General features: G+C 72.0%; 21 protein-coding genes. 8 read left to right on the top strand and 13 right to left on the bottom strand.

Going from position 1 to position 20,980, the window contains the following annotated elements; all coding sequences use genetic code 11:
* Positions 1-4 precede the first annotated feature (4 nt).
* The 5 genes from ACZ4MH_RS28950 to ACZ4MH_RS28930 all read right to left on the bottom strand — a co-directional run bounded on the left by ACZ4MH_RS28950 (position 5) and on the right by ACZ4MH_RS28930 (position 4,656).
* Positions 5-1,231 carry an ABC transporter permease gene (locus tag ACZ4MH_RS28950; RefSeq protein WP_351587422.1) on the bottom strand — a complete coding sequence of 409 codons (1,227 nt, stop codon included), beginning with the start codon at positions 1,229-1,231 and terminating at the stop codon, positions 5-7.
* Positions 1,228-2,013 carry an ABC transporter ATP-binding protein gene (locus tag ACZ4MH_RS28945; protein ID WP_467754760.1) on the bottom strand — a complete coding sequence of 262 codons (786 nt, stop codon included), beginning with the start codon at positions 2,011-2,013 and terminating at the stop codon, positions 1,228-1,230. The genes ACZ4MH_RS28950 and ACZ4MH_RS28945 overlap by 4 nt, the downstream gene beginning before the upstream one ends.
* Complete coding sequence (locus ACZ4MH_RS28940) at positions 2,010-3,353, bottom strand: peptidoglycan-binding domain-containing protein (protein ID WP_351587424.1); 1,344 nt, start codon at positions 3,351-3,353, stop codon at positions 2,010-2,012. Before ACZ4MH_RS28940 ends, ACZ4MH_RS28945 begins: the two co-directional genes overlap by 4 nt.
* Before the next feature lie 26 nt (positions 3,354-3,379).
* Positions 3,380-3,955 (bottom strand): hypothetical protein, encoded by a 576-nt coding sequence (locus ACZ4MH_RS28935; protein WP_351587426.1) that lies wholly within the window; start codon positions 3,953-3,955, stop codon positions 3,380-3,382.
* Between the two features lie 176 nt (positions 3,956-4,131).
* Positions 4,132-4,656 carry a hypothetical protein gene (locus tag ACZ4MH_RS28930; RefSeq protein ID WP_351587428.1) on the bottom strand — a complete coding sequence of 175 codons (525 nt, stop codon included), beginning with the start codon at positions 4,654-4,656 and terminating at the stop codon, positions 4,132-4,134.
* Positions 4,657-4,768: 112 nt separating this feature from the next.
* On the opposite strand from ACZ4MH_RS28930, the gene ACZ4MH_RS28925 reads away from it, so the two are divergent.
* Together ACZ4MH_RS28925 and ACZ4MH_RS28920 are read left to right on the top strand one after the other, a co-directional pair.
* Complete coding sequence (locus ACZ4MH_RS28925) at positions 4,769-5,233, top strand: MarR family winged helix-turn-helix transcriptional regulator (protein ID WP_351587429.1); 465 nt, start codon at positions 4,769-4,771, stop codon at positions 5,231-5,233.
* A 54-nt stretch (positions 5,234-5,287) separates the two neighbouring features.
* Positions 5,288-6,763 carry an MFS transporter gene (locus ACZ4MH_RS28920; RefSeq protein ID WP_351587431.1) on the top strand — a complete coding sequence of 492 codons (1,476 nt, stop codon included), beginning with the start codon at positions 5,288-5,290 and terminating at the stop codon, positions 6,761-6,763.
* Here ACZ4MH_RS28920 and ACZ4MH_RS28915 read toward each other — a convergent pair.
* Positions 6,741-7,283, bottom strand: coding sequence for a GNAT family N-acetyltransferase (locus ACZ4MH_RS28915; protein WP_351587433.1), 543 nt, complete (start codon positions 7,281-7,283; stop codon positions 6,741-6,743). The genes ACZ4MH_RS28920 and ACZ4MH_RS28915 overlap by 23 nt on opposite strands.
* On the opposite strand from ACZ4MH_RS28915, the gene ACZ4MH_RS28910 reads away from it, so the two are divergent.
* Positions 7,282-7,893: a helix-turn-helix domain-containing protein gene (locus ACZ4MH_RS28910; RefSeq protein ID WP_351587435.1), complete on the top strand. Its 612-nt coding sequence runs from the start codon at positions 7,282-7,284 to the stop codon at positions 7,891-7,893. The genes ACZ4MH_RS28915 and ACZ4MH_RS28910 overlap by 2 nt on opposite strands.
* A gap of 49 nt (positions 7,894-7,942) precedes the next feature.
* Complete coding sequence (locus ACZ4MH_RS28905; protein ID WP_351587437.1) at positions 7,943-8,599, top strand: GOLPH3/VPS74 family protein; 657 nt, start codon at positions 7,943-7,945, stop codon at positions 8,597-8,599.
* A 41-nt stretch (positions 8,600-8,640) separates the two neighbouring features.
* Here the strand turns inward: ACZ4MH_RS28905 and ACZ4MH_RS28900 are convergent, their stop codons facing one another.
* Positions 8,641-9,882, bottom strand: coding sequence for a benzoate/H(+) symporter BenE family transporter (locus tag ACZ4MH_RS28900; protein WP_467754759.1), 1,242 nt, complete (start codon positions 9,880-9,882; stop codon positions 8,641-8,643).
* A gap of 149 nt (positions 9,883-10,031) precedes the next feature.
* Here ACZ4MH_RS28900 and ACZ4MH_RS28895 point away from each other — a divergent pair, with 149 nt between their 5' ends.
* Together ACZ4MH_RS28895 and ACZ4MH_RS28890 are read left to right on the top strand one after the other, a co-directional pair.
* Positions 10,032-10,595 carry a helix-turn-helix domain-containing protein gene (locus ACZ4MH_RS28895; RefSeq protein ID WP_351587439.1) on the top strand — a complete coding sequence of 188 codons (564 nt, stop codon included), beginning with the start codon at positions 10,032-10,034 and terminating at the stop codon, positions 10,593-10,595.
* A gap of 51 nt (positions 10,596-10,646) precedes the next feature.
* A complete protein-coding gene (locus ACZ4MH_RS28890) occupies positions 10,647-11,924 on the top strand; it encodes a DUF1479 domain-containing protein (protein WP_351587441.1) in 1,278 nt (425 codons plus the stop codon).
* Positions 11,925-11,969: 45 nt separating this feature from the next.
* Here ACZ4MH_RS28890 and ACZ4MH_RS28885 read toward each other — a convergent pair whose 3' ends face one another.
* A complete protein-coding gene (locus ACZ4MH_RS28885) occupies positions 11,970-13,226 on the bottom strand; it encodes an ROK family transcriptional regulator (RefSeq protein ID WP_351587443.1) in 1,257 nt (418 codons plus the stop codon).
* Between the two features lie 108 nt (positions 13,227-13,334).
* On the opposite strand from ACZ4MH_RS28885, the gene ACZ4MH_RS28880 reads away from it, so the two are divergent.
* Positions 13,335-13,919, top strand: coding sequence for a nucleosidase (locus tag ACZ4MH_RS28880; RefSeq protein ID WP_351587445.1), 585 nt, complete (start codon positions 13,335-13,337; stop codon positions 13,917-13,919).
* Positions 13,920-14,092: 173 nt separating this feature from the next.
* On the top strand, positions 14,093-15,214 hold the full coding sequence (locus ACZ4MH_RS28875) for an NADH:flavin oxidoreductase (protein WP_351587447.1): 1,122 nt from the start codon (positions 14,093-14,095) through the stop codon (positions 15,212-15,214).
* A gap of 20 nt (positions 15,215-15,234) precedes the next feature.
* Here ACZ4MH_RS28875 and ACZ4MH_RS28870 read toward each other — a convergent pair whose 3' ends face one another.
* The 5 genes from ACZ4MH_RS28870 to ACZ4MH_RS28850 form a co-directional block, all read right to left on the bottom strand.
* Positions 15,235-16,239, bottom strand: a complete 1,005-nt coding sequence (locus ACZ4MH_RS28870) for an alpha/beta hydrolase fold domain-containing protein (protein WP_351587449.1) — start codon at positions 16,237-16,239, stop codon at positions 15,235-15,237.
* A gap of 100 nt (positions 16,240-16,339) precedes the next feature.
* Entirely contained in the window at positions 16,340-17,275 is a 936-nt protein-coding gene (locus ACZ4MH_RS28865; RefSeq protein WP_351587501.1) for an NAD(P)-dependent oxidoreductase, read from the bottom strand.
* Positions 17,276-17,295: 20 nt separating this feature from the next.
* On the bottom strand, positions 17,296-18,495 hold the full coding sequence (locus tag ACZ4MH_RS28860) for a Cmx/CmrA family chloramphenicol efflux MFS transporter (RefSeq protein WP_351587451.1): 1,200 nt from the start codon (positions 18,493-18,495) through the stop codon (positions 17,296-17,298).
* Between the two features lie 75 nt (positions 18,496-18,570).
* Positions 18,571-19,152, bottom strand: a complete 582-nt coding sequence (locus ACZ4MH_RS28855) for a TetR/AcrR family transcriptional regulator (RefSeq protein WP_351587453.1) — start codon at positions 19,150-19,152, stop codon at positions 18,571-18,573.
* 31 nt (positions 19,153-19,183) lie between these two features.
* The gene (locus ACZ4MH_RS28850) at positions 19,184-20,695 is read right to left on the bottom strand and encodes an APC family permease (RefSeq protein WP_351587455.1); all 1,512 of its coding nucleotides are present in this window, start codon (positions 20,693-20,695) and stop codon (positions 19,184-19,186) included.
* Positions 20,696-20,980 lie beyond the last annotated feature (285 nt).

The raw sequence follows: 20,980 nt of genomic DNA, 5'->3' as shown, positions 1-20,980 counted from the left end.
CGCCTCAGCCGGCGAGCGCCTCGGTCGGGGAGAGCCGTCCGGCCCGTACCGCCGGGTAGAGGCCCGCTGTCGCGCCGATCAGCAGCGTGACGGCGATGCCGGCGCCGGCGGCCCACACCGGTACCTCGGTCGGCCAGTCCCGCACGTATGCGTACGCGGCAGTGATCGCCGTACCGAGTATTGTCCCGCCGAGGCCGCCCAGTGCGGACAGCAGCAGCGACTCGGCGACGAACTGGCCCCGGATCTGGCCGCTGGTGGCGCCCAGCGCGCGGCGCAGGCCGATTTCCGGGCGGCGTTCGAGCACCGAGATGACCATGGTGTTGCCCACCCCGACGCCGCCCACCAGCAGCGCGACCCCGCCGAGGCCGAGCAGCAGCCCGGTCAGCGCGGACTCGGTGGCCTCCCGGGCGGCCAGCGCGTCCGAGGGCCGGGAGACCAGCACCTCGTTCGGCTTCGCCGGGTTGGCGGTGGCCGCGAGCACGTCCCGTACCGCCGTCACCCGCTCGTTCCGGGCGCGTACGTAAATGGTCGACGGGTGGCCGTCGAAGCGCAGATACGTCCGCGCCGCCTGCCGGCCGACCAGCGCCGAACTGTCGATCTCCGGGGCGAGCGGCGCCGGTTCCAACACGCCGACCAGCGAGAACCACTTGCCGCCCAGCCACAGGCGCATGCCCGGGGTGTACGCGTCCAGCCGCCGGGCCGCCTCCGCGCCGAGTACCACCGCCGGGTACTCCTCGGTCGCCGAAGCGAGCCACCGGCCGGTACGGATCTTGCCGCCGATCGCCGGCAGCAGCCGCGGCTCGGCCGCCGCCACCTGGACGCTGCTGGTCCGCCCCACGGGTATGTGCGCGTTGCGGTAGACCGCGGCGCCGTCGATCACACCGACCGACGCCACCTGCTGCACCGGACCGATCCGCCGGATCATGGGCACCGCCTCCTCGGGAAGGCGGGTCTTCCGGCCGTCGGGGGTCTGACCGGGGGCGACGCGCAGCATGTTGGTACCCAACGCGTCGAGCCTGCGGTCGACCTCGGCCCGGCTGGAGCTGGAGATGCCGACGACGGCGACCATCGCGGCGACCCCGATCGCGATCCCCAGCGCGGACAGGAACACCCGCAGCGGGCGGGTGCGCAGCCCGGTCCCGCCGAGCCGGACGATGTCGGCGGGGCTCAGCCGGGCGGGACGCAGCGAGGTGGTGCGCTCGCGGCTTCGTTGGGGCTTCCGGTGGCTCAACGCTCCTCCCCGGAGCCGGAGTTGGTACGGCCGGGGGCGGCGGGGCCGTACCCGGTTCCGCCGCTGTCGGCGACGATCCGGCCGTCGCGCATCTCCACCCTCCGGTCGAAGACCGTGGCCATTTCGCGGTCGTGGGTGATGACCACCACCGTGGTGCCGGCCGTGTGCAGATCGCGCAGCAGCTCCAGTACCGCGGCGCCGGAGGCCGAGTCGAGGTTGCCGGTGGGCTCGTCGGCGAGCAGCAGGGCCGGCTCGCCGATGACGGCACGGGCGACCGCTGCCCGCTGCCGCTCGCCGCCGGATAGCTGGTGCGGCAGGTGGTCGATCCGGTGGTCGAGGCCCACCCGGGTCAGCGCGACCGCCGCCCTGCGCCGGCGTTCCCGCAGCGGCACGCCCGCGTACAGCAGCCCGTCGGCGACGGTGTCCAGTACCGGTACCCCCACGGCCAGGTGGAACTGCTGGAAGACGAAGCCGATGCGCTGCGCGCGCAGTGCGGAGACCTCGCGGTCGGACAGCTCGGCGATCGGGTGGCCGTCGACGGCGACCCGGCCGCTGGACGGGCGGTCCAGGGTGCCCATCAGGTGGAGCAGGGTCGACTTCCCGGACCCGGAGTGGCCGACGACGCAGACCAGTTCGCCGTACGCGATGGCCAGGTCGACCCGGTCGACCGCGGTGACGTGGCCGGGGTAGGTCTTCGTCACGCCATCGAACTCGACGACGTGTGCGCCCGGCGTGGACTCCGATGGCGGGTGGGCATGCTGGGTGTCGGTCGCTGAGGTCACTTCGGGATTCTCACTTTCATGCCCTCGTGGACCTGGGGCCCGCTCACCTCGACCCGGCCGTTGGCGAACAGCCCGGTCTTTACCGGTACGAACCGGTCGGCCCCGCCACCGCCACTCCCTTCGGCCAACTCCACACCGTGGCCGCCCTCGGCCAGGGCGACGAGGGCGGCGACCGGAACGGTCAGCACGCCCTTGCGCTGCTCGACCACATAACGAACGGTGACCGGGCCGCTCTCCATCCTGCCCAGCGCGTCCTGGTCGTCGAAGGTGATCACCACGGACACCGTGGCCGCCTTCGACCCCGCGTCGCCACCGCCGTCCTCGCCGCCCCCGCCGTCGGCGCCCCCCTCACCCCCGGCGCCGGAGGCGGACGCGTCCTTGCCCACGCTCGCGACCTTGCCCTGCACGGAACGCCCGTCCGGGAGCTCCACGGTGACCTCGCTGCCCCGTCGCGCCCAGTCCGTGTCGGCGGCGGGCGCGGCCACGGTGACCATACGGGAGGTACGGGTGTAGCTCACCGGGCTGCCGGCGGCCTCGGCCCCGACGCGCACGCTGGTGCCCGCGATCCGTACCGGCCCTGACGCGTAGACGATGTCACCGGCGCCGACCTTGCCGGTCTGCGGCAGGCCGAGGTCTTTCTGCCAGCGCTTGACCGCGTCGGCGGTCAGTGTGGTGTACGTGTCGTCCACGGTGAAGCCCGAGTAGCCGAGGGCCTGGAGGTTGGTCTCGAACTGCTTGACGTCCATGCCGCGCAGGGGCGTCGGCTGAGCGGACGGGGCGGGCTGCTGACTCGGCGGGGTGCCCCCGTCGATGTCATCGGCTCCGTCGGTGCCCTTGATCCCACCGATGCCCTTGGTCCCACCGATCCCCTTGGCTTCATCGGTGTCCTCGCTCCCCGCACCGCTCCCTGCGGTACCCGCTTCCGGCGGCTCCACCATGCCCAGATCGCGGTACATGGGCAGGCTGCCGTACAGCAGCACCACCGGACGGTCGTCGACGCGCAGCACGGTCCCGCCGCGCCGGATCGTCCGGTCCGTCTCGGGCAGCCAGGTCACCGTCCCCTTCGCCTTGACCGGGAACGGGACCTCGGGTCCGTGGCCGAGCCGGCCGTCGATCTCGGTCTGGTCGGTCAGCGTGCCACGGGTGACCCGTACCGCCTGGCTGCTCCTGCTCTGCCCCGATTGATCGGCGTCCGCGCCGCCTCCGCCCAGCCCGAGGGCGCCGACCGTACTGACCCCGGCGACCAGGAGAATCCCGGTCCCCACGAGTACGGGGCCGCGCCTGCGCCGCCCGGCTCTCCGGCCGTCGGCGCGGCTCTCCGATTCCCGTCCCGTGTCCATGATTTCCCGCCCCCGCCCCGTTCCTGTCAGCCCTTGGGCGTGGGCGCGTTGTCCGGGATGCCGATGATCGAGGCGCACTTGCGCGCGGCCCGCTTCGCACCCGCCGACGTCGAATCCCACTGGACGTCCCGGAAGTGGCCGTCCTCACCGGTGTCGGGGAAGTCGGCAGCGCCGTGCTCCTGCATGCACTTCGCGTACTCCCGGTTCTTCCCGATCTCCTCCTTGGAGAGCTCGGGCTGCTGCTCCTGCTGGACGCTGTCGGGGACGGGCAGGCTGAGGTCCGCGCACTTCTCCTGCGCTTGCAGGGCCTTCTGGTCGCGCTTCCACTTGGCGTTGTCGCCGAAGTCGACCCGGCCCTTGGCGTCCGGGTCCGGCACGTCGAGTCCCGCGTCACGCAGGCACTTGACCCACTTGCGCTGCCCCTCGACGTACTCGGCCAGCTCACTGGCGCCGCTCTTGGACGCACTGGCGCCGGTCTTGCCGTTCCCGGCGGACGCGATGTCGTCCCCGCCGTCGTCGCTCCCGCAGCCGGTCACCGTCAGCGCCACCACCGACACCGCCCCGACCAGCAGCCGTCCCCCGAACCACCGACGCGAACCCATCCCCGCACTCCTCATCCCTCGGCCACCGCCCGGCCCACCGAGGCCGGACGCGCCGAATGTAGAGCCGCACCGATGAAGAACCTATGAAGAAGCCATCAAGAACTTCTCCGCACGGATCGAGGAGGGGTCCGCACGGACCGAGGAGAAGGGAGGTAGGCCGGTTCTCGGACGCCGGGTCAGCAGCCGGTCCGGGTCGGGGTGAACCGCATCCGGTCGTGTTCGTCCTTGCCGAGCGCGGTGGTGTAGGTGGCGTGCGTAACGCGGTACCAGACGTCGTCCTTGCCGCGCCGGCCGTTGACGTCGTCGAGCTTCACGCACCACCGCTCCGGCCGGACGACCCGCCGGTACGTCTCCGTGCCCTGCCGGACCTTCCGGCACTTGTCGTACCGCTCGGTGGTGTACCACGTCTTCTTCGTGCGGCCGCTGCGCTTGGTGTGCTTGACCCGCTTCGTGGCGAGCGTGCACTTCTTCACCTTGTGCGGCCGGGTGGCCTTGACCGTCTTCTTGGTGACGTGGCGGACGCCGGCCCGGAGCCCGGTGACGCCGTCCGAGTGCGGCCGCGCGTCCTGGGCGCTCTTGCCCGTACCGTGACTGCCGCCGTCGCTCCCCCGGTGGCCGTCCGCTCCGGCTCCGCAGGCGCCGAGCGCCGCCACGAGAAGTGCCGTCAGCCCGGCCTGTATCAGTCGCTGCTTGGTGCGCATGTCTCCCCCTGCGGTCCTGCGGTCTGCGGTCGCTCCGGCAGCGGTCAGCGTAGCTGATCTTCACCATGCGCATGGCGAACCGCGGTGAACACTCTTGAACTATGCTGAAGAGATGTCCTCCGGCGAAGAGCTCGATCACGCGGCCGTCGAACTGCGCAACAGCCTGATGCGCATGGCGCGCCGCCTACGGGCGCAGCGCCCGCCCGGTGAGCTGACGCTCGGCACGATGGCCGTACTGGGGCGGCTGGAGCGCGACGGGCCGGCGACCGCGAGCGAGCTGGCCGCGGCGGAGCGCGTCACCCCGCAGTCGATGGCGCGCCCGGTGACCCGGCTCGTGGATCTGGGCCTGGTCGACCGCCGCCCGGACCCGGCCGACGGACGACAGACGCTGCTGCACGCCACGGACAGCGGCCGGGAGTTGATCCGGGTCGATCGCGCGCGCAAGGACGTCTGGCTGGCCCGCGCAATGGCGGCCCACCTCAACGACGTGGAGCGCGATCTGCTGCTGCTCACCACCCGGCTGCTGGACCGGCTGGCCGCCGCCCCCGAGGACGGGGAGCCGGGGCCCTCGGGCTGAGGGTGCGGTCCTCCCCCGTACTCCTCTCCCGCGCCACCAGAATGGACCGCCCCCGTGTCCCCCTCCCCCTCCTCCCCTGATTCCGCTCGCGCTTCCGGCGCCGAAATACCCAGCAAGGCTGAAGACCAGGGCGGCGCCGTCCCGACCGAGAAACGGCCCCAGCTGCCGCAGCGCATGGTCGGCCCCATCGCCTTCGGCACGATCCTGCAGCCGCTGAACTCCTCGATGATCGCGGTCGCCCTGGTCGGCATCCAGGCGCACTTCGGAGCCGGACCCGCGACCGCCTGGCTGGTCTCCGGCCTCTACCTCGCCACCGCCGTGGCCGCCCCGGCCGCCGGCCGGCTGGCCGACACGCTCGGCCCGCGCAAGGTGTCGCTCGCGGGGCTGGCCCTGGTCGCCCTGGCCTCGCTCGCCGCCCCCTTCGCCCCCTCCGTCGGCGTACTGGTCGCCTGCCGCGTCGTCATCGGCATCGGCACCGCCGCGCAGTACCCCTGCGGGCTCGCCATGGTCCGCCGCGCCGCCGACCGGATGCGGGCCGACTCGCACAACGCGCTGGCGGCGCTCACGGTCTGCTCGCAGGTCATGGTCGCGCTCGGCCCGACCCTGGGCGGCGTGCTGGTCGGCGGCTTCGGCTGGTCCGGCATCTTCTGGGCCAACGTGCCGCTGACGGTGATCGGCGCGGCCGCCATCCTGCTGTGGGCCCCCGCCGACCCCGTACGCAAGAACAGTGCGCTGCGCCGGACCGTCGTGGAGCTGGACCTCCCCGGGATGCTGCTGTTCGTGGCGGCCATGGGCCTGCTCATGTACTGGCTGCTGTCGCTCGCGGAGACGCCGTACTGGTGGGCGCTGGGCGGAGCGGTGGCCGCCGGGCTGTGCACGGTGTGGCGCTCGCTCCGGGCCCCGGTGCCGTTCCTGGACCTGCGGCTGCTCTCGAACCGCGCACTGTCCTTCACGTACGTACGGACCATCGCCACGTACACCGCGTACTACGGCATCTTCTACGGGCTGCCGCAGTGGCTGGAGGAGTCCCGGGACCTGGGCGCCTCCGGGGCCGGGCTGGTGATGCTGCCGCTGGCTCTGATGGGCATCGTCTCCACGCTCACCGCCACCCGGGTGCAGAAGACCCGCGGGCCCGGCCCGCTGCTCCTGATCGGTTCGGTGGTGCTCGCGGCGGGCGGGCTGCTGCTGACGCTGCCCAACCACTCCTCCCCCGTATGGCTGCTGGTCCTGCTGTGCCTGGTGCTCGGCATCCCGAACGGCTACAACTCGATGGCCAACCAGAACGCCGTCTACCAGGCCGCGCCGGCCGCCCAGGCGGGCGCGGCGGGCGGGCTGTACCGCACCGCGCAGTACGTCGGCGCCAACCTCGCCTCCGCGATGCTCGCCCTGCTCATCGGCAGCCACTCCACCGACGGCGGCCTCCACCGCACCGGTCTCGCCATCGCCGCGATCAGCGGCTGTCTCGCGCTCGCCGCAGTGGGCGGGCTGCGCCGCGGGCGGCCAGGGCTCAGGCCAGCGCGAGGCGCATGATCGTCAGGTCCAGCCACCGGCCGTACTTGATGCCGACCTCGCGCACGGTGCCGACGTCCTGGAAGCCGAACCGTTCGTGCAGGCGGATCGAGGCGGCGTTGCCCGACTCGATGTCGGCGATCATGACGTGGTAGCCGGCCGCCCGCGCGGAGGTGATGAGGGTGGCCAGGAGCGCGGAGCCGACGCCCAGTCCGTGCCGGTCGGTACGGACGTAGACGGAGTTCTCCGCCGAGTGCCGGAAGCCCTCCAGCTTCCGCCAGGGTTCGTAGACCGCGAAGCCGACGACCTCGCCCGCGTGCTCGGCCACGAACGCCGCGCCCTTGTCCAGGAACGCGGCGAGCCAGGCGGCGCCCTCGGCGGGCGTCTGGAGCGTCTCCGTCCACAATGCGGTCGAGTTCTCGATCGCATCGTTGCGAATGGCGAGAATGGCGTCCAGGTCACCGGACCGCGCCGGACGCACCGCCGCCGCTTCCGCCACTGCGACCGCCGCTCCCTGCTCCTTCTCATATATTGGATGCATGTCCCATATAATAGATCCTCTGGTGACCCGGATCGGGGCACGGGTACGTGCCGAACGGGAACGGCGCCGGTGGACCTTGGCGCAGCTGGCCGATGCCTCCGGCGTCTCACGCGCCATGGTCCATCGGATCGAGCGCGGCGAGAGCAGCCCGACCGCCGTCGTCCTCGGCAAGCTGTCCGGCGCCTTCCGCATCAGCGTCTCGTCGCTGCTCGCGATGGCGGAGGACGCCACGGACGGCACGGACGGCGGGAACGCCACGGGCGGTGGGGACAGCAAGCACGGCGGCGCCGTGGACGCGGCGGAGTGGCGCGACCCGGCCACCGGGTACCGCCGCCGCCAGCTCTCCTCTCCGCGGTTCCCCGCGGAGCTCGCCGAGATCCGGCTGCCCGCCGGCGCGCACGTACCGTATCCGGCCGCGGCGTTCGCCTTCGTACAGCAGATCGTCTGGGTACTGGACGGCCGGCTCACCTTCCACGAGGGCGACGAGACCCACGAACTCGCGGCGGGCGACACGATCGAGCTCGGCACCCCGGCCCCGCGCGCCTTCGCCAACCGCACCGAGCAGGAATGCCGCTATGCCGTCATCCTCGTCCGCTCCGAGGCGCCCTGACCACCATGACCGTCGCAACCGTGATCGCCATGGCTGCGTCCTCCCTGCTATGACGATGCCTCCTGCCACCGAGCTGACGATGGCCGAGGAACTGCTGCTCCTGGGCCTGAACCCCGACCGCTCCAGGTTCCGCGTCCGGTCCCCTTATCTCCGTTACGGCCTGGCCGCCGCGGTACTGGCCGAGCTGGAGGAGTACGGCAGCGTGGCCGAGGAACGGGGCAGAATCGTCGTCCCGCGTCCGCTGCGCACCGGACAGCCCTTGCTCGATCCGTTCCTCGACGGCCTCGCCGCCGCCTCCCGCGGCTCCGCCGGCAAGGGCAAGGGCGAGCACCTGCAGAGGTGGCTCCGCCGCAACGGAGAGCGGGCGGAGCGGCTCGCCGCGGATGCCCTCGTCGCCCGCGACGCGATCCGGCTGGAGGAGCGGCGCGCCCTCGGCCTCTTCCCGTACCGGCGCTACCACGTGCGCGATCATGGGATGCACGGCCAGGTGCTCGCCGCCTTCCACGGCGCGCTGAAGCGCGGCGTTCCCGACCGCCGCTCCCGCGTCCTCGTCGGCCTCGCTCTGGCGACGGATGTGGCCGCCCGTCTCGGCGTTCCCTGGCGGGTGCGCCGCGAACTCAAACCGCTCGTCCGCGAACAGTGGTTCGCGCGGGCGGTGCACAAGCAGGTCCACTCGGACAAGGCCGCAAGCAACGGGGGCGGTTGAGCGGGCACGGACGGGTGGGCGCGGCGATCAGGGTGCGGTGGTCAGGTACGCGTCGTGAGGCGGGGCGAGCGGGCGGTGGGGGTGGCGCCCGATGCGGGGTCGTCCGGCTTCCGCCGCTTGCGCCCCGCCGAGAGGATCACGCTCGTGAGGACGCCTGCGAGCAGGCCCCAGAAGGCCGAGCCGATGCCCAGCAGCGTCACGCCGGAGGCCGTGGCGAGGAAGGTGACGACGGCCGCTTCGCGGGACGCCGTGTCGGACAGTGCGGTGGCCAGCGAGCTGGTGACGGTACCGAGCAGGCCGATGCCGGCGATGCCCATGACGAGGGCGTGCGGCATGGCGGCGAGCAGGGACGCCACCGTCGCGCCGAGGACGCCGACGCACAGGTAGAAGACGCCGGCCCAGACGCCCGCGACATAGCGTCTGCGGCGGTCGGGGTGCGCCTCTTCGCTGGTGCAGATGGCCGCGGTGATCGCCGCGAGGTTGAGGCCGTACGCGCCGAACGGCGCCAGGAGGAGGTTCGCGGTGCCGGTCCAGGTCATCAGCGGCGAGACCGGTACGTCGTAGCCCGCGCCACGGATCACCGCGACGCCGGGGAGGTTCTGGGAGGCCATGGTGACGACGAACAGCGGGACGCCGACGCTGATCAGTACCTTCCAGTCGAAGTCCGGGGTGACGAACACGGGCGTGGCCACGGAGAGCCGCACCCGCTCCGCGTGCCAGCCGCCGGTGAACACGGTGGCGACGACGCCGGCGGCGAGGGCGAGCAGTACGGCGTAACGGGGCAGCAGCCGACGGCCGAGCAGGTACGCCACGAACATCGGGAAGGCCACGGCGAAGCTGCCGTGCATGGTGGTGAAGAGGCCGGTACCGAACTGGAGCAGGACCCCCGCGAGCAGCGCGGCCGCCATCGGCACGGGGATGCGGTTCATGGCACGGGCGAACCAGCCCGTCACCCCGCTGGCGAGGATGAGCAGCGCGGAGAACAGGAACGCGCCCACGGCCTGGGCCATCGACACGCCGCTCAGGCTCGTGGTCAGGAGGGCCGCGCCAGGCGTCGACCAGGCGGTCACCACGGGCGCCCGGTAGCGCACGGACAGGCCGATGCAGGTGCACGCCAGGCCCACGCCGAGGGCGAGCATCCAGGAGGAGATCTCGCGGGAGTCCGCGCCGGCCGCCTTGGCGGCGGTGAAGACGAGGGCGGCCGAGCTGGTCACGCCCACGGTCACCGCGATCAGTCCCGCGACGACCGCGGAGGGCGGGGCGGCAGCGCGTATTCGAGCCATAGCCATCAGGGACATACCGTTCGTTGTTCTCAGTCGGTCCTTCAGAGCGTCCGCTGTTCTCTTTATGGAACGTTCTGTTTGTGGAACGGTAGAGAGTAGGCTGGTCGCTCGTCAATGACCTTTCGAAGACGGGAACGGACGCGCGCGGCATGGGCCTGAACGACGAGGTGGGGCGCCGGCTCCGGGAGCTTCGCCAGCAGCAACGCCTGTCCCTGTCCGAACTGGCCCGGCGCTCCGGCGTGGGCAAGGGGACGCTCTCGGAGCTGGAGGGCGGACAGCGCAACCCCACCCTGGAGACGCTGTACGCGCTCACCACCGCGCTCAACAGCCCGCTCAGCGCCGTGCTCAGCGACCAGCCGCCGCACGCCTTTCAGGCGCAGGGCGCGGGCGTCTCCGGCAGCGCCGTCACCGCGGTCCTCATCGAGCGCTTCGAGGAGCCGCCGGCCGTCACCGACATCTTCCGGATCCGCATCGCCGCCGGCAGCGTGCAGGAATCCGCCGCGCACATCGCAGGCACGTCGGAGAGCCTGATGGTGCTGACCGGCACGGCCGTGGTCGGCGAGCCGGCGCAGCCGCAGACGGCGGGCCCGGGCGAGTACGCACACTGGCGCGCCGACGCGCCGCACGTCTACAGCGCGCCGCACGGCGAGGACGTGCACGGGATTCTGTTCGTGCGGTATCCGCAGGCGGCCCCGGGCGTTACGTTGCTTTAGTCAGGAGCCCTGACCAAAGCTTCCCGAAGGACCGATCCCGAGGAGTCCGCCATGTCCGCCGATACCGCGCTGCCCCACTGGGAGGCCGTTCCCGAGGACCTGTCCGCAGCGATCCGCCGGATCAAGCCGGCCCTGCGCGCCCGCATCGAGGCCTCCGGGCGCAGCGTCGCGGAGGTCTTCGCCGTCGTGGAGCGCCGGGTCGCCGCCCGGGTGGCCGAGATCGCGGCCGACAAGGAGCGCGGCGAGGAGGTGTGGCCGGTCATCGACTACGCCGACATCGCGCACGGCACCGTGCCCGCCGGCCTGCTCGACAAGCTCGAGCGGCGCGGCTGCCTGGTCGTGCGCGGCCACTTCGACCGCGAGCAGGCCCTCGCCTGGGACGCCGACATCGTCGAGTACGTCGAGCGGAACGAGTTCTTCGAGAACTACGCCGGGCCCGGCGACGACTTCTTCGGCAGCGTCGGCTCGAAGCCGGAGATCTACCCGATCTACTGGTCGAACGCCCAGATGCAGGCCCGGCAGAGCGACCGGATGGCCCGCGTCCAGACCTTCCTCAACTCCCTCTGGAAGCACGAGTCCGACGGCGTGCGGTGGTTCGAGCCGGACCGCGACGCCATGTATCCCGACCGCATCCGGCGCCGTCCGCCGGGCACCGACTCCGGTGGGCTGGGCACGCACTGCGACCCCGGGACGCTGGACCTGTGGATGACGCAGGCGTACCAGCTGGCCTTCCGCCACCTGTTCGACGGCAGCGTCGAGGAGTACGACCCCTGGGACGCGGCGCACCGCACCGCCGGGCCGCAGTACCCCGGCTCCACGATGTGCTCCGCGTTCCGTACGTTCCAGGGCTGGACCGCGCTGTCGGACATGGACCACGACCAGGGCGTCCTGCACACCGTGCCGATCCCGGAGGCGATGGCGTATCTGATGCTGCGTCCGCTGCTGCCGGACGTGCCCGAGGACGACATGTGCGGTGTCACCACCCATCAGGTCTTCCCCGCGAGCGAGAAGTGGCATCCGCTGCTGATGGAGGCCCTCACCGGCATCCCCGACGTCAAGGCCGGCGATTCCGTCTGGTGGCACTGCGACATGATCCACAGCGTCGCGCCGGTCACCGGCCAGCAGGGCTGGGGCAACGTCATGTACATCCCCGCGGCTCCCTGGTGTCCGCGCAACGAGGAGTACGCGGCGAGCGTGCGGGAAGCGTTCGTCACCGGGTCGAGCCCCGCCGACTTCCCCGAGGAGCACTACGAACGCGGCTGGACCGGCCGCTTCACCGTCGATCAGCTCAACGAGGCGGGCCGCCGCGGCCTCGGCTTCGACGGCTGACCGGACGCGGTACCGGACGGCTGACCGGCGAGGCGCCAGGGCCGGTCAGCTGTTGGCGCGCGCCCACAGGTCCGTGCGGCCGCGGCGTACGGCGAGGGCGAGGGCGCCGCGGAGGGTGGCGTTCGCGCCCAGCGTCCCGGTCTCCACGCGCGGGGCCAGCGGCGCGAGCGCGTCGACGGTGGCGCGGACCGGTGCGAGCAGCGCGGGGTGGGCGCCGATGGGGCCGCCGAGCAGGACGAGTTCGGGGTCGACGACCGCGCAGACGGCGGCGACGGCCTCACCGATGGTGCGGCCTTCCCGTTCCACCACGGCCTGTGCCTCGGGGTCGCCCCCGGCGGCCCGGTCCAGGATCGCGCGGGCGGCTTCGACGGCGGCGGGGCCGCGGAGCCCGGCCGCCCCACCGCCGGTTCCGCCATCGGTACCTGTGCCGGTGCCCGAGCCGGCACCTGAGCCGGTACCGCCCATGGCGAAGCCCTCGGCGACCGCTCGGGCGAAGCCGTGGCGGCCGTCCGTACGGCCGTGGCTCCCGCCGAGATAACCGATCTCGCCGGCCATCCCCCGGGCGCCGCGGACCAGTTCGTCCCCGATCACCAGGCCCATGCCCATCCCGGCACCGATGTGGACGTACGCACAGCTGCCGGCCTCCCCCGTCGCGCCGTGCCACCGCTCGGCGAGCGCGGCGAGGTTGACGTCGTTCTCCACCAGCAGCGGCGCGTCGGTCACGCCGGCCAGCGCCTCCCGGGGCTGGAAGAGACCGGCGGGGTGCGGCGTCTCGGGCAGCGGGATCACCGCCGACGTGCCGGGGTCGACCGGGTTGGCCACGGACAGGCCCACCGCGAGCAGGGGGCCGCGCGTGCCGCGGCTGCCGGCGATCGCGTCGCGCACCATCGTGCGCAGCTGTCCGGCCGCGTCGGCGGGCTTCCCCGTTGCGGCGGGCGGGACCGAGGTCTCGTGGAAGGGCGTGCCGAACAGGTCGGCGGCGGTCAGCCGTACCTCGGTGGAGTCCAGCGAGGCCGCGAGGACGAAGCCGGCGTCCGCTGCCACCTTGTAGTACGTACCCACCCGGCCCTGCCGGCCCGTCTGGGCGCCGGCCGGCAGCAGCAGACCCGCGCCCTCCAGGCGGCGCACCGCCTCCGAGACGGTCGTCTTGGAGATGCCGGTCACCTGGGCGACCTCGGCGCGGGTGATGGGCGCCTGCTCGAACACCGTGTCCAGCACGATCTGGTCGGTCAGTTCACGCAGCAGCGTCATGCTCGGCAGCGCCGCGCGGCCGAGTCCGCCGAGCCCTCTGCGGATGTCCATTCCACCCCTCGTCCGCCGTCGATGCGGCTGCCACTTTATCGCCGGCGTGCTGGTCAGGGGCCCGCCCCGGCAGCCGGGGCCAAAACGTGTGAGGTTAGCGTGACGTCCATGGAACTCATAGGAGAGATCACTGCCGACCGGCCGCTGCTCGTGGTCGCCGTCAAGGAAGAGGCGCAGTTCCTCGGCGCCGACTTCCCGGTCCTGCTGACGGGCATCGGCAAGGTCAACGCGGCGACCGCGCTCGCCACCGTACTGGCGCGCGGCCCCCGCCCCTCCGGCATAGTCAACCTGGGCACGGCCGGCGCGCTGCGCCCGGGCTGGCGGGGTACCCATGTGATCGGCTCGGTCATCCAGCACGACCTGGACAGCCCGATGCTGGCCGCGCTGACGGGCGAGACGTACGGCGCGCCGCTGGACCTGGCGGACGAGGGCGGACCGGTACTGGCGACCGGCGACTCCTTCATCGCCGACGACGCTGCCCGCGACCGCCTCGCGGCGCGCGCCGCGCTGGTGGACATGGAGGGGTACGCGGTCGTGGCCGCCGCGCAGCAGGCCGGCGTGCCGGTGCGCCTCGTCAAGCACGTCAGCGACGAGGCGGGCGACGACGCGGCCAGGACGTGGCAGGAGTCGGTGACGGAGTGCGGCCGCGAGCTCGCCGCGTGGGCGGCGGAGCACATCGCCGTCGGTTCCTGAGCAGCCTTCCGGTACCTGGCGGTACTTGGCGGTACCTGGCGCCTGCACGGGCCACTGTGGCGCAGGCGACAGTGAAATACGGATGACCATGGTGGCGGCGGGTGTTCCGAACAACGGAGCGCCTGCCTCCCGGCGGCGCTCTCCCATCGCGTCACAACCGAGGAGAACCACACGTGTCATCCAGCGACCCCGCCGCCCGCGCGGCCCAGGTGCTCTCCCGCCCCTTCTCCCTGGGCGGGCTGACCGTGCCCAACCGCATCGCCATGGCGCCGATGACCCGCGAGTTCTCGCCGGGCGGCGTCCCGGGCGCCGATGTCGCCGAGTACTACGCGCGCCGTGCCGCGGGCGGCGTCGGCCTGATCATCACCGAGGGTACGTACGTCGATCACCCGGCCGCCGGGACCAGCGGCGCCGTCCCCCGCTTCCACGGTACGGACGCGCTCGACGGCTGGCAGCGGGTCGTGGACGGGGTGCACGCGGCGGGCGGCACGATCATGCCGCAGCTGTGGCACGTGGGCATGGCCCGGCAGGCGGGCGCGCCGCCGTTCCCCGATGCCCCGCCGTCCGGCCCGTCCGGGCTCGGCCTCGACGGCACGCCGTCCGGGCACGCGATGACGCAGCGCGACCTCGACGACGTCATCGCGGCGTTCGCGGACGCGGCGCGCGCGGCCGAGCGGCTCGGCTTCGACGGCGTCGAGCTGCACGGCGCGCACGGTTACCTCATCGACCAGTTCCTGTGGTCGGGCACCAATCAGCGCACCGACGCGTACGGCGGCGACCCCGTGGCCCGTACCCGCTTCGCCGCCGAGATAGCGGCGGCCTGCCGCGCGGCGGTCTCCCCCGACTTCCCGATCCTCTTCCGGATGTCGCAGTGGAAGATGGGCAATTACGAGGCCCGGCTCGCCGACACCCCGGAGGAGCTGGACGCGCTCGTGGCGCCGCTCACCGCTGCGGGCGTGAGCGCCTTCCACTGCTCGACGCGCCGCTACTGGCTGCCGGAGTTCGAGGACTCGGACCTGAACCTCGCCGGATGGGTCAAGAAGCTCTCCGGTCTCCCGACGGTCACCGTCGGCTCCGTCGGTCTCGACAACGAGTTCATCCAGGCGTTCCAGGGCAAGCAGGCCGGCGTCGCCGGCATCGACCGGCTGCTGGACCGGATGGAGCGGGACGAGTTCGACCTGGTCGCCGTGGGCCGGGCGCTGCTCGGCGACCCGGAGTGGGCCGCCAAGATCTTCGAGGGCCGCACCGGCGACCTCGTACCGTTCGACGCCTCGATGCTGCGCACGCTGAGCTGACGCGCGCGGCGGTACGGCGCTCATCGCCCCCTGTGCGCCAGCAGCTCTCGGATCCGGTCGCGGGGCAGTGACCGGCGCGGTGAGCGGCGGGCGCCGTCCGGGCCCGCGAGGGACGAGTGGCGGGACGGCTCGGGTCCGGGCAGCGAAGCGAGCAGGTGGCGACGGGCCTGATGGCCCTCGGCGGTGGGCCAGAGCGGGTAGACGTGGATCTGGCCCACCCCCTCGGCGAAGTCCACGTCGACCCCCTCGCGCGCCGCCAGGTCGCGGAAGCGGCGGGCGTCGGCGGTGAGGATGTCGCGCGTCCCGGCGAACACCGTCGTACGGGGAAGCCCCGCCAGGTCGCCGTTCAGTGGGCTCACCCACGGATCGGCGAGCTCCAGCTCGCCCGCCCACAGGGCACCGCAGTACCGCAGCGCCTCCGTCGCCAGCATGGGATCGTGCGGCTGCAGCCCTGCGATGCCGGGGTTGTCCAGTACGAGGTCCAACCACGGGGATATCAGCACCAGTTGGTCCGGCGGGGTGCCGCCCGTGTCCCGCAGCCGCTGTGCCAGCGTCACGGCCATCCCGCCGCCGGCCGAGTCGCCCATGAAGACGGTGGGGGCCGTCCCCTCACCGGTGAGCCGGCCCGCCAGTACGGTCAGCTCGGGGACGACGGCGGAGGCCGTGCCGCGCGGCGCGAGCGGATACACCGGTACGACCACCCGCGCGGCACCACTGGTCACCAGCTCCTCGACCAGGTTCCAGTGGTTGTCGCCGATCTCCTCGATGTAGGCACCGCCGTGCAGGTACAGCACCTGCCTGCGCACGGCACCGTCGCGCGGGACGACCTCGTAACAGGGCCACCCGTGGCGGAAGTGAGCCGTCACCCGGCAGTGCCGGTCCAGCCGCTTGGGCGGCCCGAACACGGCGGGCCGCCGCTGCTGCCGCTCGACCTTCCGCCGGACCTCGTCCAGGTCCCGGTACCCCATCCGGTGCCCCAACGCCGACGCGACGAGCAACAGCACTCGGCTGCTCAAGCTGGCCACGACACCACCTCCCTCGTCCACGACTGCAGTACACCCAGACGCGTTCCACACAGCCTCGATCGAAAACTGAGGGCGCGCATCCGCAGTGGACCCGGCCGGGTCAGGCTCCGAAGCTCGCGAAATAGCCTGCGGCCATGTCCTTGTCGCCGTGGCCCTGAGCCGAGGCACGCCGGAAGCGCTGGTGCCCGGCTTCGACGGTGTCCATGCGGATGCCGGTGCGCCGTGCGGCCTCCAGTACCAGCCGCGCGTCCTTCTCCGCGTTGTCCACCGAGAAGCTCGTGGTGAAGTCGTCCGCGAGGATGGCAGCGGACTTGCCCTGGAAGAAGCCGTTGTCCATCGGCCCGCCGGTGACGACGTCGACGAACTGCCGCGGGTCGACGTCCAGCCGCCCGGCCAGGGCAAGGGCCTCGCCCACCCCGTGCGTCAGCGCCACCACCCAGGTGTTGAGCACCAGCTTGAGGCGGCTGGCCGCGCCCGTGGTGCCGTCCTCGCCGACCCACAGGGTGCGCGAACCGATGGCGTCGAAGACCGGCTGCAGGGCGGGGCGCATGCTCTGCGGACCGGCGGCCATGACCACGAGTTCGGCCGTTTCGGCCGGGCGGCGGGTGCCCTGGACAGGAGCGTCGACGAAGACCAGCCCGGCCTCGTCGGCATGGGCGGCGAGCTCGTCAACGGCCTCGCCGACGGTGCTGAGCTGTACCCACACGGTGCCCTTGGCCAGGCCGGGCGCGGCCGCTTCCATGGCCTCGATGACCCGGGGGCCGTCGCTGAGGACGGTCAGCACCATGTCGGCGCCTTCCACCGCGTCGGCCGGGGTGCCGGCGACATGCACGCCGTCGGCGGCCAGGGCCTCGGCCTTGCTCCTGGTGCGGTTCCACGCCCGTACGGTGAAACCGCCCCGGCTCAGATTGCGGGCCACGGGCGCTCCGATGATGCCGGTGCCCAGTACCGCGATGACGGGCTGGGTGATGGCGGTGTCAGTCATGTCGCATGCTCCTGGTGATCTGGTGTGAAATGTGCGTATCGACTGATGAATATTGCGGGTGATCCGGCTGTTCAGGCCTCGGAGCGCTCAAGGGCAGCCGTGGCCGGCAACGGCTGTTGTGCGTGGCCCGCCCGGCGTTGCAGCACGCCGGAGACGGCGGCCGCCCCCAGCCCGCCCAGAGCCAGCAGGGCCCCGGCCCAGGCGGGGGCCGTATAGCCGAGGCCGGCGCTGATGACGCTGCCGCCGATCCACGGCCCGATGGTGTTACCGACGTTGAACGCCGAGGTGTTGGTCGTGGTGGCCAGCGTCGGGGCGTCCCCGGCCTCCCGCATCACCTGTGCCTGCAGGGCGGGATTGATCGAGAACGCCGCCACACCGAAGACGACGATGCTCAGCACAGTGGCGGTGCGGCTGTGCGCGGTGACGGTCAGCACGGCCAGGACGAGGGCCATGGCGCCGGTGCCCATGTACAGATTGGGAAGCAGGTACCGGTCGGCGAATTTTCCCCCCAGGACGCTGCCGGCGAAGCAGCCGACGCCGAAGAGCACGAGCAGCAGGGGCACGGCCCCCTCGGAAAAGCCGCTGACGTCCGTGAACAGCGGCGAGAGGTAGCTGAAGCAGCAGAAGATGGCCGCCTGGGTCAGCATCGAGGTGGTCAGCGCCACCCAGACCCGCGGATTGCGGAAGGCGGCGAGCTCCGCACGTACCCCCACGTGCGGCCCGTTGGGCCGGCGCGGTACGAGGAGGGTCACGCCGAGCAGCGCCAGTACGGCCAGGGCGTCCACCACCCAGAAGCTCGCCCGCCATCCGGCGTGCTGGCTGAGGAAGGTTCCCGCGGGGACCCCGAAGACATTGGCCACGGTCAGGCCGGCGAACATGATCGCCAGTGCTCGCCCGCGCCGCCGCGGCCCCGCCAGCTCCACGGCCACCACCGAGCCGATACCGAAGAAGGCCCCTTGTGCCAGCGCGGCTATCACCCGGCCCGCCATCAGGACCCCGTAATCCGGCGCCGAGGCGCCCATGGTCTGGCCCACGACGAACAGCACCAACAGGCCGGTCAGCGAGGTCTTCCGGTTGATCCGCAAGGTGGCGACCGTCAGCACCGGGCCGCCGATGACCACGCCCAGCGCGTAGCCGGAGATCAGCAGGCCCACCGCGGGCACCGATACGGACAGATCCCCGGCCAGGTCCGGCAGCAGCCCGGAGATCATGAACTCGGTCGTCCCGATGCAGAACACGGTCAGTCCGAGGACGTACACGGCGACAGGCATCGACGCTCCTCACTTTTGAACGAACGTTACAGAACTTGCCCAGCGAAAAGGCCGACGCTTCCGTCGGCCTTTTCGCTAGAGAGCCAGCAGGGTCTTGTCGACGATGCCGGTCAGGGTCCGCCGGTCGGCGACCTTGCCCAACACCCGCAGCCCGTACATGGAGTTGAGCAGGTACTGCGCCAGGCAGCGCGGGTCCTGATCCGCGCCGATCACCCCATCGCGCTGACCTTGCTGGATGCACACACTCAGCGCTTCCTCCATGCGTACGAACGTGCGTCGGACGAGATCGGTGACCTCCGCGTCCTGCCCTGCCAGCTCCATCGCGGAGTTCACCACCAGGCAGCCCCGGCGCTCGGGAACCTCGGCCGCCTCCTCGTCCACCACACTCATCAGCACCGCCCGGATCCGGTCCGGCGCCGGGCCTTCGCCCTCCTCCAGCAACTCCACCAGCCGGGACGTGTTTTCGCCGTCGTACCGCCGCAGCGCGGCGACGAACAGGTCGCGCTTGCTGCCGAAGGTGTTGTAGAGGCTGCCGCGCCCAAGACCCGTACTGTCGACCAGGTCCTGGGCAGAGGTCGCGGTGTACCCCTTGCTCCAGAACGCGGCCATGGCGGCATCGATGGCGTGGTTGAGGTCGAAACCCCTGGGACGGGACATGATCGAGAGAGTAGCAGTTCTGGAATGAGCGTTAAAGTTTTTCGCTGACGGTCTCGGCGGTCGCTTCGGCCGGGGTGTCGGCCGCACCGGCGCCCGCCGGCTCGGTGGCGGTTTCCGGGAGGAGGGTGTCCTCCGGGAGGGTGACCAGCCAGTGGGTTTCCTGGCGGGGGCGGAGGTAGCCGGCCCAGTAGACGGTGGCCACGGCCATGATGCCGCCGGTCCACAGGAGGTACTGCGTCTCCTGCTGGCTGAGGATGTAGACGAGGACCACGATCAGCAGCAGCGGCACCGCCGGCCACAGCGGCATCCGCCAGGCGGCCATCTTCTTGTGGGCGCCGCGCCGGGCCGCCAGTGCCGCGACGGCGACGAGCAGGTACATGCCGCTGACGGAGACGCCAGTGACACCGTAGAGCGTGTCGAGGTTGACGAAGCACAGGGCCGCGCCGGGGAGGCCGACGAGCAGGGTCGCGACCCACGGGGAGCCGAAGCGGCCGAGGCGGGACAGCGCCTGGTTGACCGGCTGGGGCCATGCCTTGTCGCGGGCGGAGGCGAACAGCACGCGGGAATTCTGGATGACCATGACAATTCCGGCGTTGATGATGGCCAGGGCGACACAGAGGCTGACGAAGGTGCCGACCGCCGAATTGCTCCAGGCTGTGACCATGGTGCCGATGTCGCCCGAGGTCAGGGCCGCGAGGCTCGGGGCGCCGAGGGTGATGGCGATGACCGGCACGAGGATGACGGCGGTGGAGATCGCCAGCGTCGCCAGCACGGTACGGGCGACGTTGCGGCGCGGGTCCTCCAGCTCCTCGGAGAGGTAGACCGCGGTGGAGAAGCCCTGGGTGACGAAGAGGGCGATGGCCAGGCCCGAGACGATGAGCAGGGCGGTGACCGGGCCGGGGGCGCCGGTGGGGCCGGCGACGGTGCCGTGCAGGAGGGTGGAGCCGCCGCGCTCGGTGTGCGCGAAGCCCAGTACGGCCACGACGCCCGCGGCGATGACCTCGAGGACCAGGAAGATGCCGGTGATCCAGGCGTTGGCGCGCAGGTCCAGCAGGCCGGCGAGGGTTGCCAGGAGCATCACCGCGGCACCGGCGATCGGTGCCGGGATGTGAACCAGGGGGGCGAGGTAGTCCGCGGTGCCCATGGCGATCACCGGCGGCACGATCATCACGACCAGCAGCGACAGGACGAACACCAGCCAGCCGGCCAGCCGCCCGGTCAGCGTCGAGACCATGGCGTACTCGCCGCCGGCGCTCGGGATCAGGGTGCCCAGCTCCGAGTAGCAGAACGCCACCGCGATGCAGAGGACGGAACCGATCGCGATGGTCAGGGCCGTGTACGTACCCAGGTCGGCGAAGAGGTCGGGCACGACCACGAAGAGCGTGGAGGCGGGCGTGACGCAGGACAGGGTCAGCAGGGTGCCGCCGACGACGCCGATCGAACGCTTCAGCGTCTTCGGGCTGTCCTGGCCCGCGGCGTCGACGGCGTCGGTGGTCACCGCGGTGCGGTCACCGGTGGGTGGCTGGCTGAGGATGTCGGTCATGGAGCGGTTCCGATCGACTGGAATGTGCATGTGATGGCGGGAGCCTTATCGCCTCCGGGACGGCTGGGTCGTGCTTCCGAGCTGACCGGCGGCTGATCGTCCGATGACGGGGCGGCCGGTGAGCTGATCTGCTCCCGGCGCATATAGAAGCCCGACGAGATCCGGAGCGTCAAGGCCTCTACGCCTGCGGAATTCGTCGCCACAGGGGGCCGTCGATGCGGTTTTCCGCAGAAGGGGGGTAAGGGGTGCTCTTCGAGTGTCGGTCGCGCAGGCGCGGCATTGCCT

The organism is Streptomyces sp. NPDC026301 (genome assembly GCF_055567935.1).
This window is presented reverse-complemented; position numbering and strand designations above follow the sequence as displayed.

Bases quoted from the DNA above. Each gene is read 5' to 3' on its own strand.
- ACZ4MH_RS28880 (WP_351587445.1), top strand. From the start codon at position 13,335: ATGGAACTCATAGGAGAGATCACTGCCGACCGGCCGCTGCTCGTGGTC.
- ACZ4MH_RS28885 (WP_351587443.1), bottom strand. From the start codon at position 13,226: ATGGACATCCGCAGAGGGCTCGGCGGACTCGGCCGCGCGGCGCTGCCG.
- ACZ4MH_RS28860 (WP_351587451.1), bottom strand. From the start codon at position 18,495: ATGCCTGTCGCCGTGTACGTCCTCGGACTGACCGTGTTCTGCATCGGG.
- ACZ4MH_RS28895 (WP_351587439.1), top strand. From the start codon at position 10,032: ATGGGCCTGAACGACGAGGTGGGGCGCCGGCTCCGGGAGCTTCGCCAG.
- ACZ4MH_RS28890 (WP_351587441.1), top strand. From the start codon at position 10,647: ATGTCCGCCGATACCGCGCTGCCCCACTGGGAGGCCGTTCCCGAGGAC.
- ACZ4MH_RS28855 (WP_351587453.1), bottom strand. From the start codon at position 19,152: ATGTCCCGTCCCAGGGGTTTCGACCTCAACCACGCCATCGATGCCGCC.
- ACZ4MH_RS28905 (WP_351587437.1), top strand. From the start codon at position 7,943: ATGACGATGCCTCCTGCCACCGAGCTGACGATGGCCGAGGAACTGCTG.
- ACZ4MH_RS28910 (WP_351587435.1), top strand. From the start codon at position 7,282: ATGTCCCATATAATAGATCCTCTGGTGACCCGGATCGGGGCACGGGTA.
- ACZ4MH_RS28900 (WP_467754759.1), bottom strand. From the start codon at position 9,882: ATGGCTCGAATACGCGCTGCCGCCCCGCCCTCCGCGGTCGTCGCGGGA.
- ACZ4MH_RS28915 (WP_351587433.1), bottom strand. From the start codon at position 7,283: ATGCATCCAATATATGAGAAGGAGCAGGGAGCGGCGGTCGCAGTGGCG.
- ACZ4MH_RS28930 (WP_351587428.1), bottom strand. From the start codon at position 4,656: ATGCGCACCAAGCAGCGACTGATACAGGCCGGGCTGACGGCACTTCTC.
- ACZ4MH_RS28925 (WP_351587429.1), top strand. From the start codon at position 4,769: ATGTCCTCCGGCGAAGAGCTCGATCACGCGGCCGTCGAACTGCGCAAC.
- ACZ4MH_RS28935 (WP_351587426.1), bottom strand. From the start codon at position 3,955: ATGGGTTCGCGTCGGTGGTTCGGGGGACGGCTGCTGGTCGGGGCGGTG.
- ACZ4MH_RS28850 (WP_351587455.1), bottom strand. From the start codon at position 20,695: ATGACCGACATCCTCAGCCAGCCACCCACCGGTGACCGCACCGCGGTG.
- ACZ4MH_RS28940 (WP_351587424.1), bottom strand. From the start codon at position 3,353: ATGGACACGGGACGGGAATCGGAGAGCCGCGCCGACGGCCGGAGAGCC.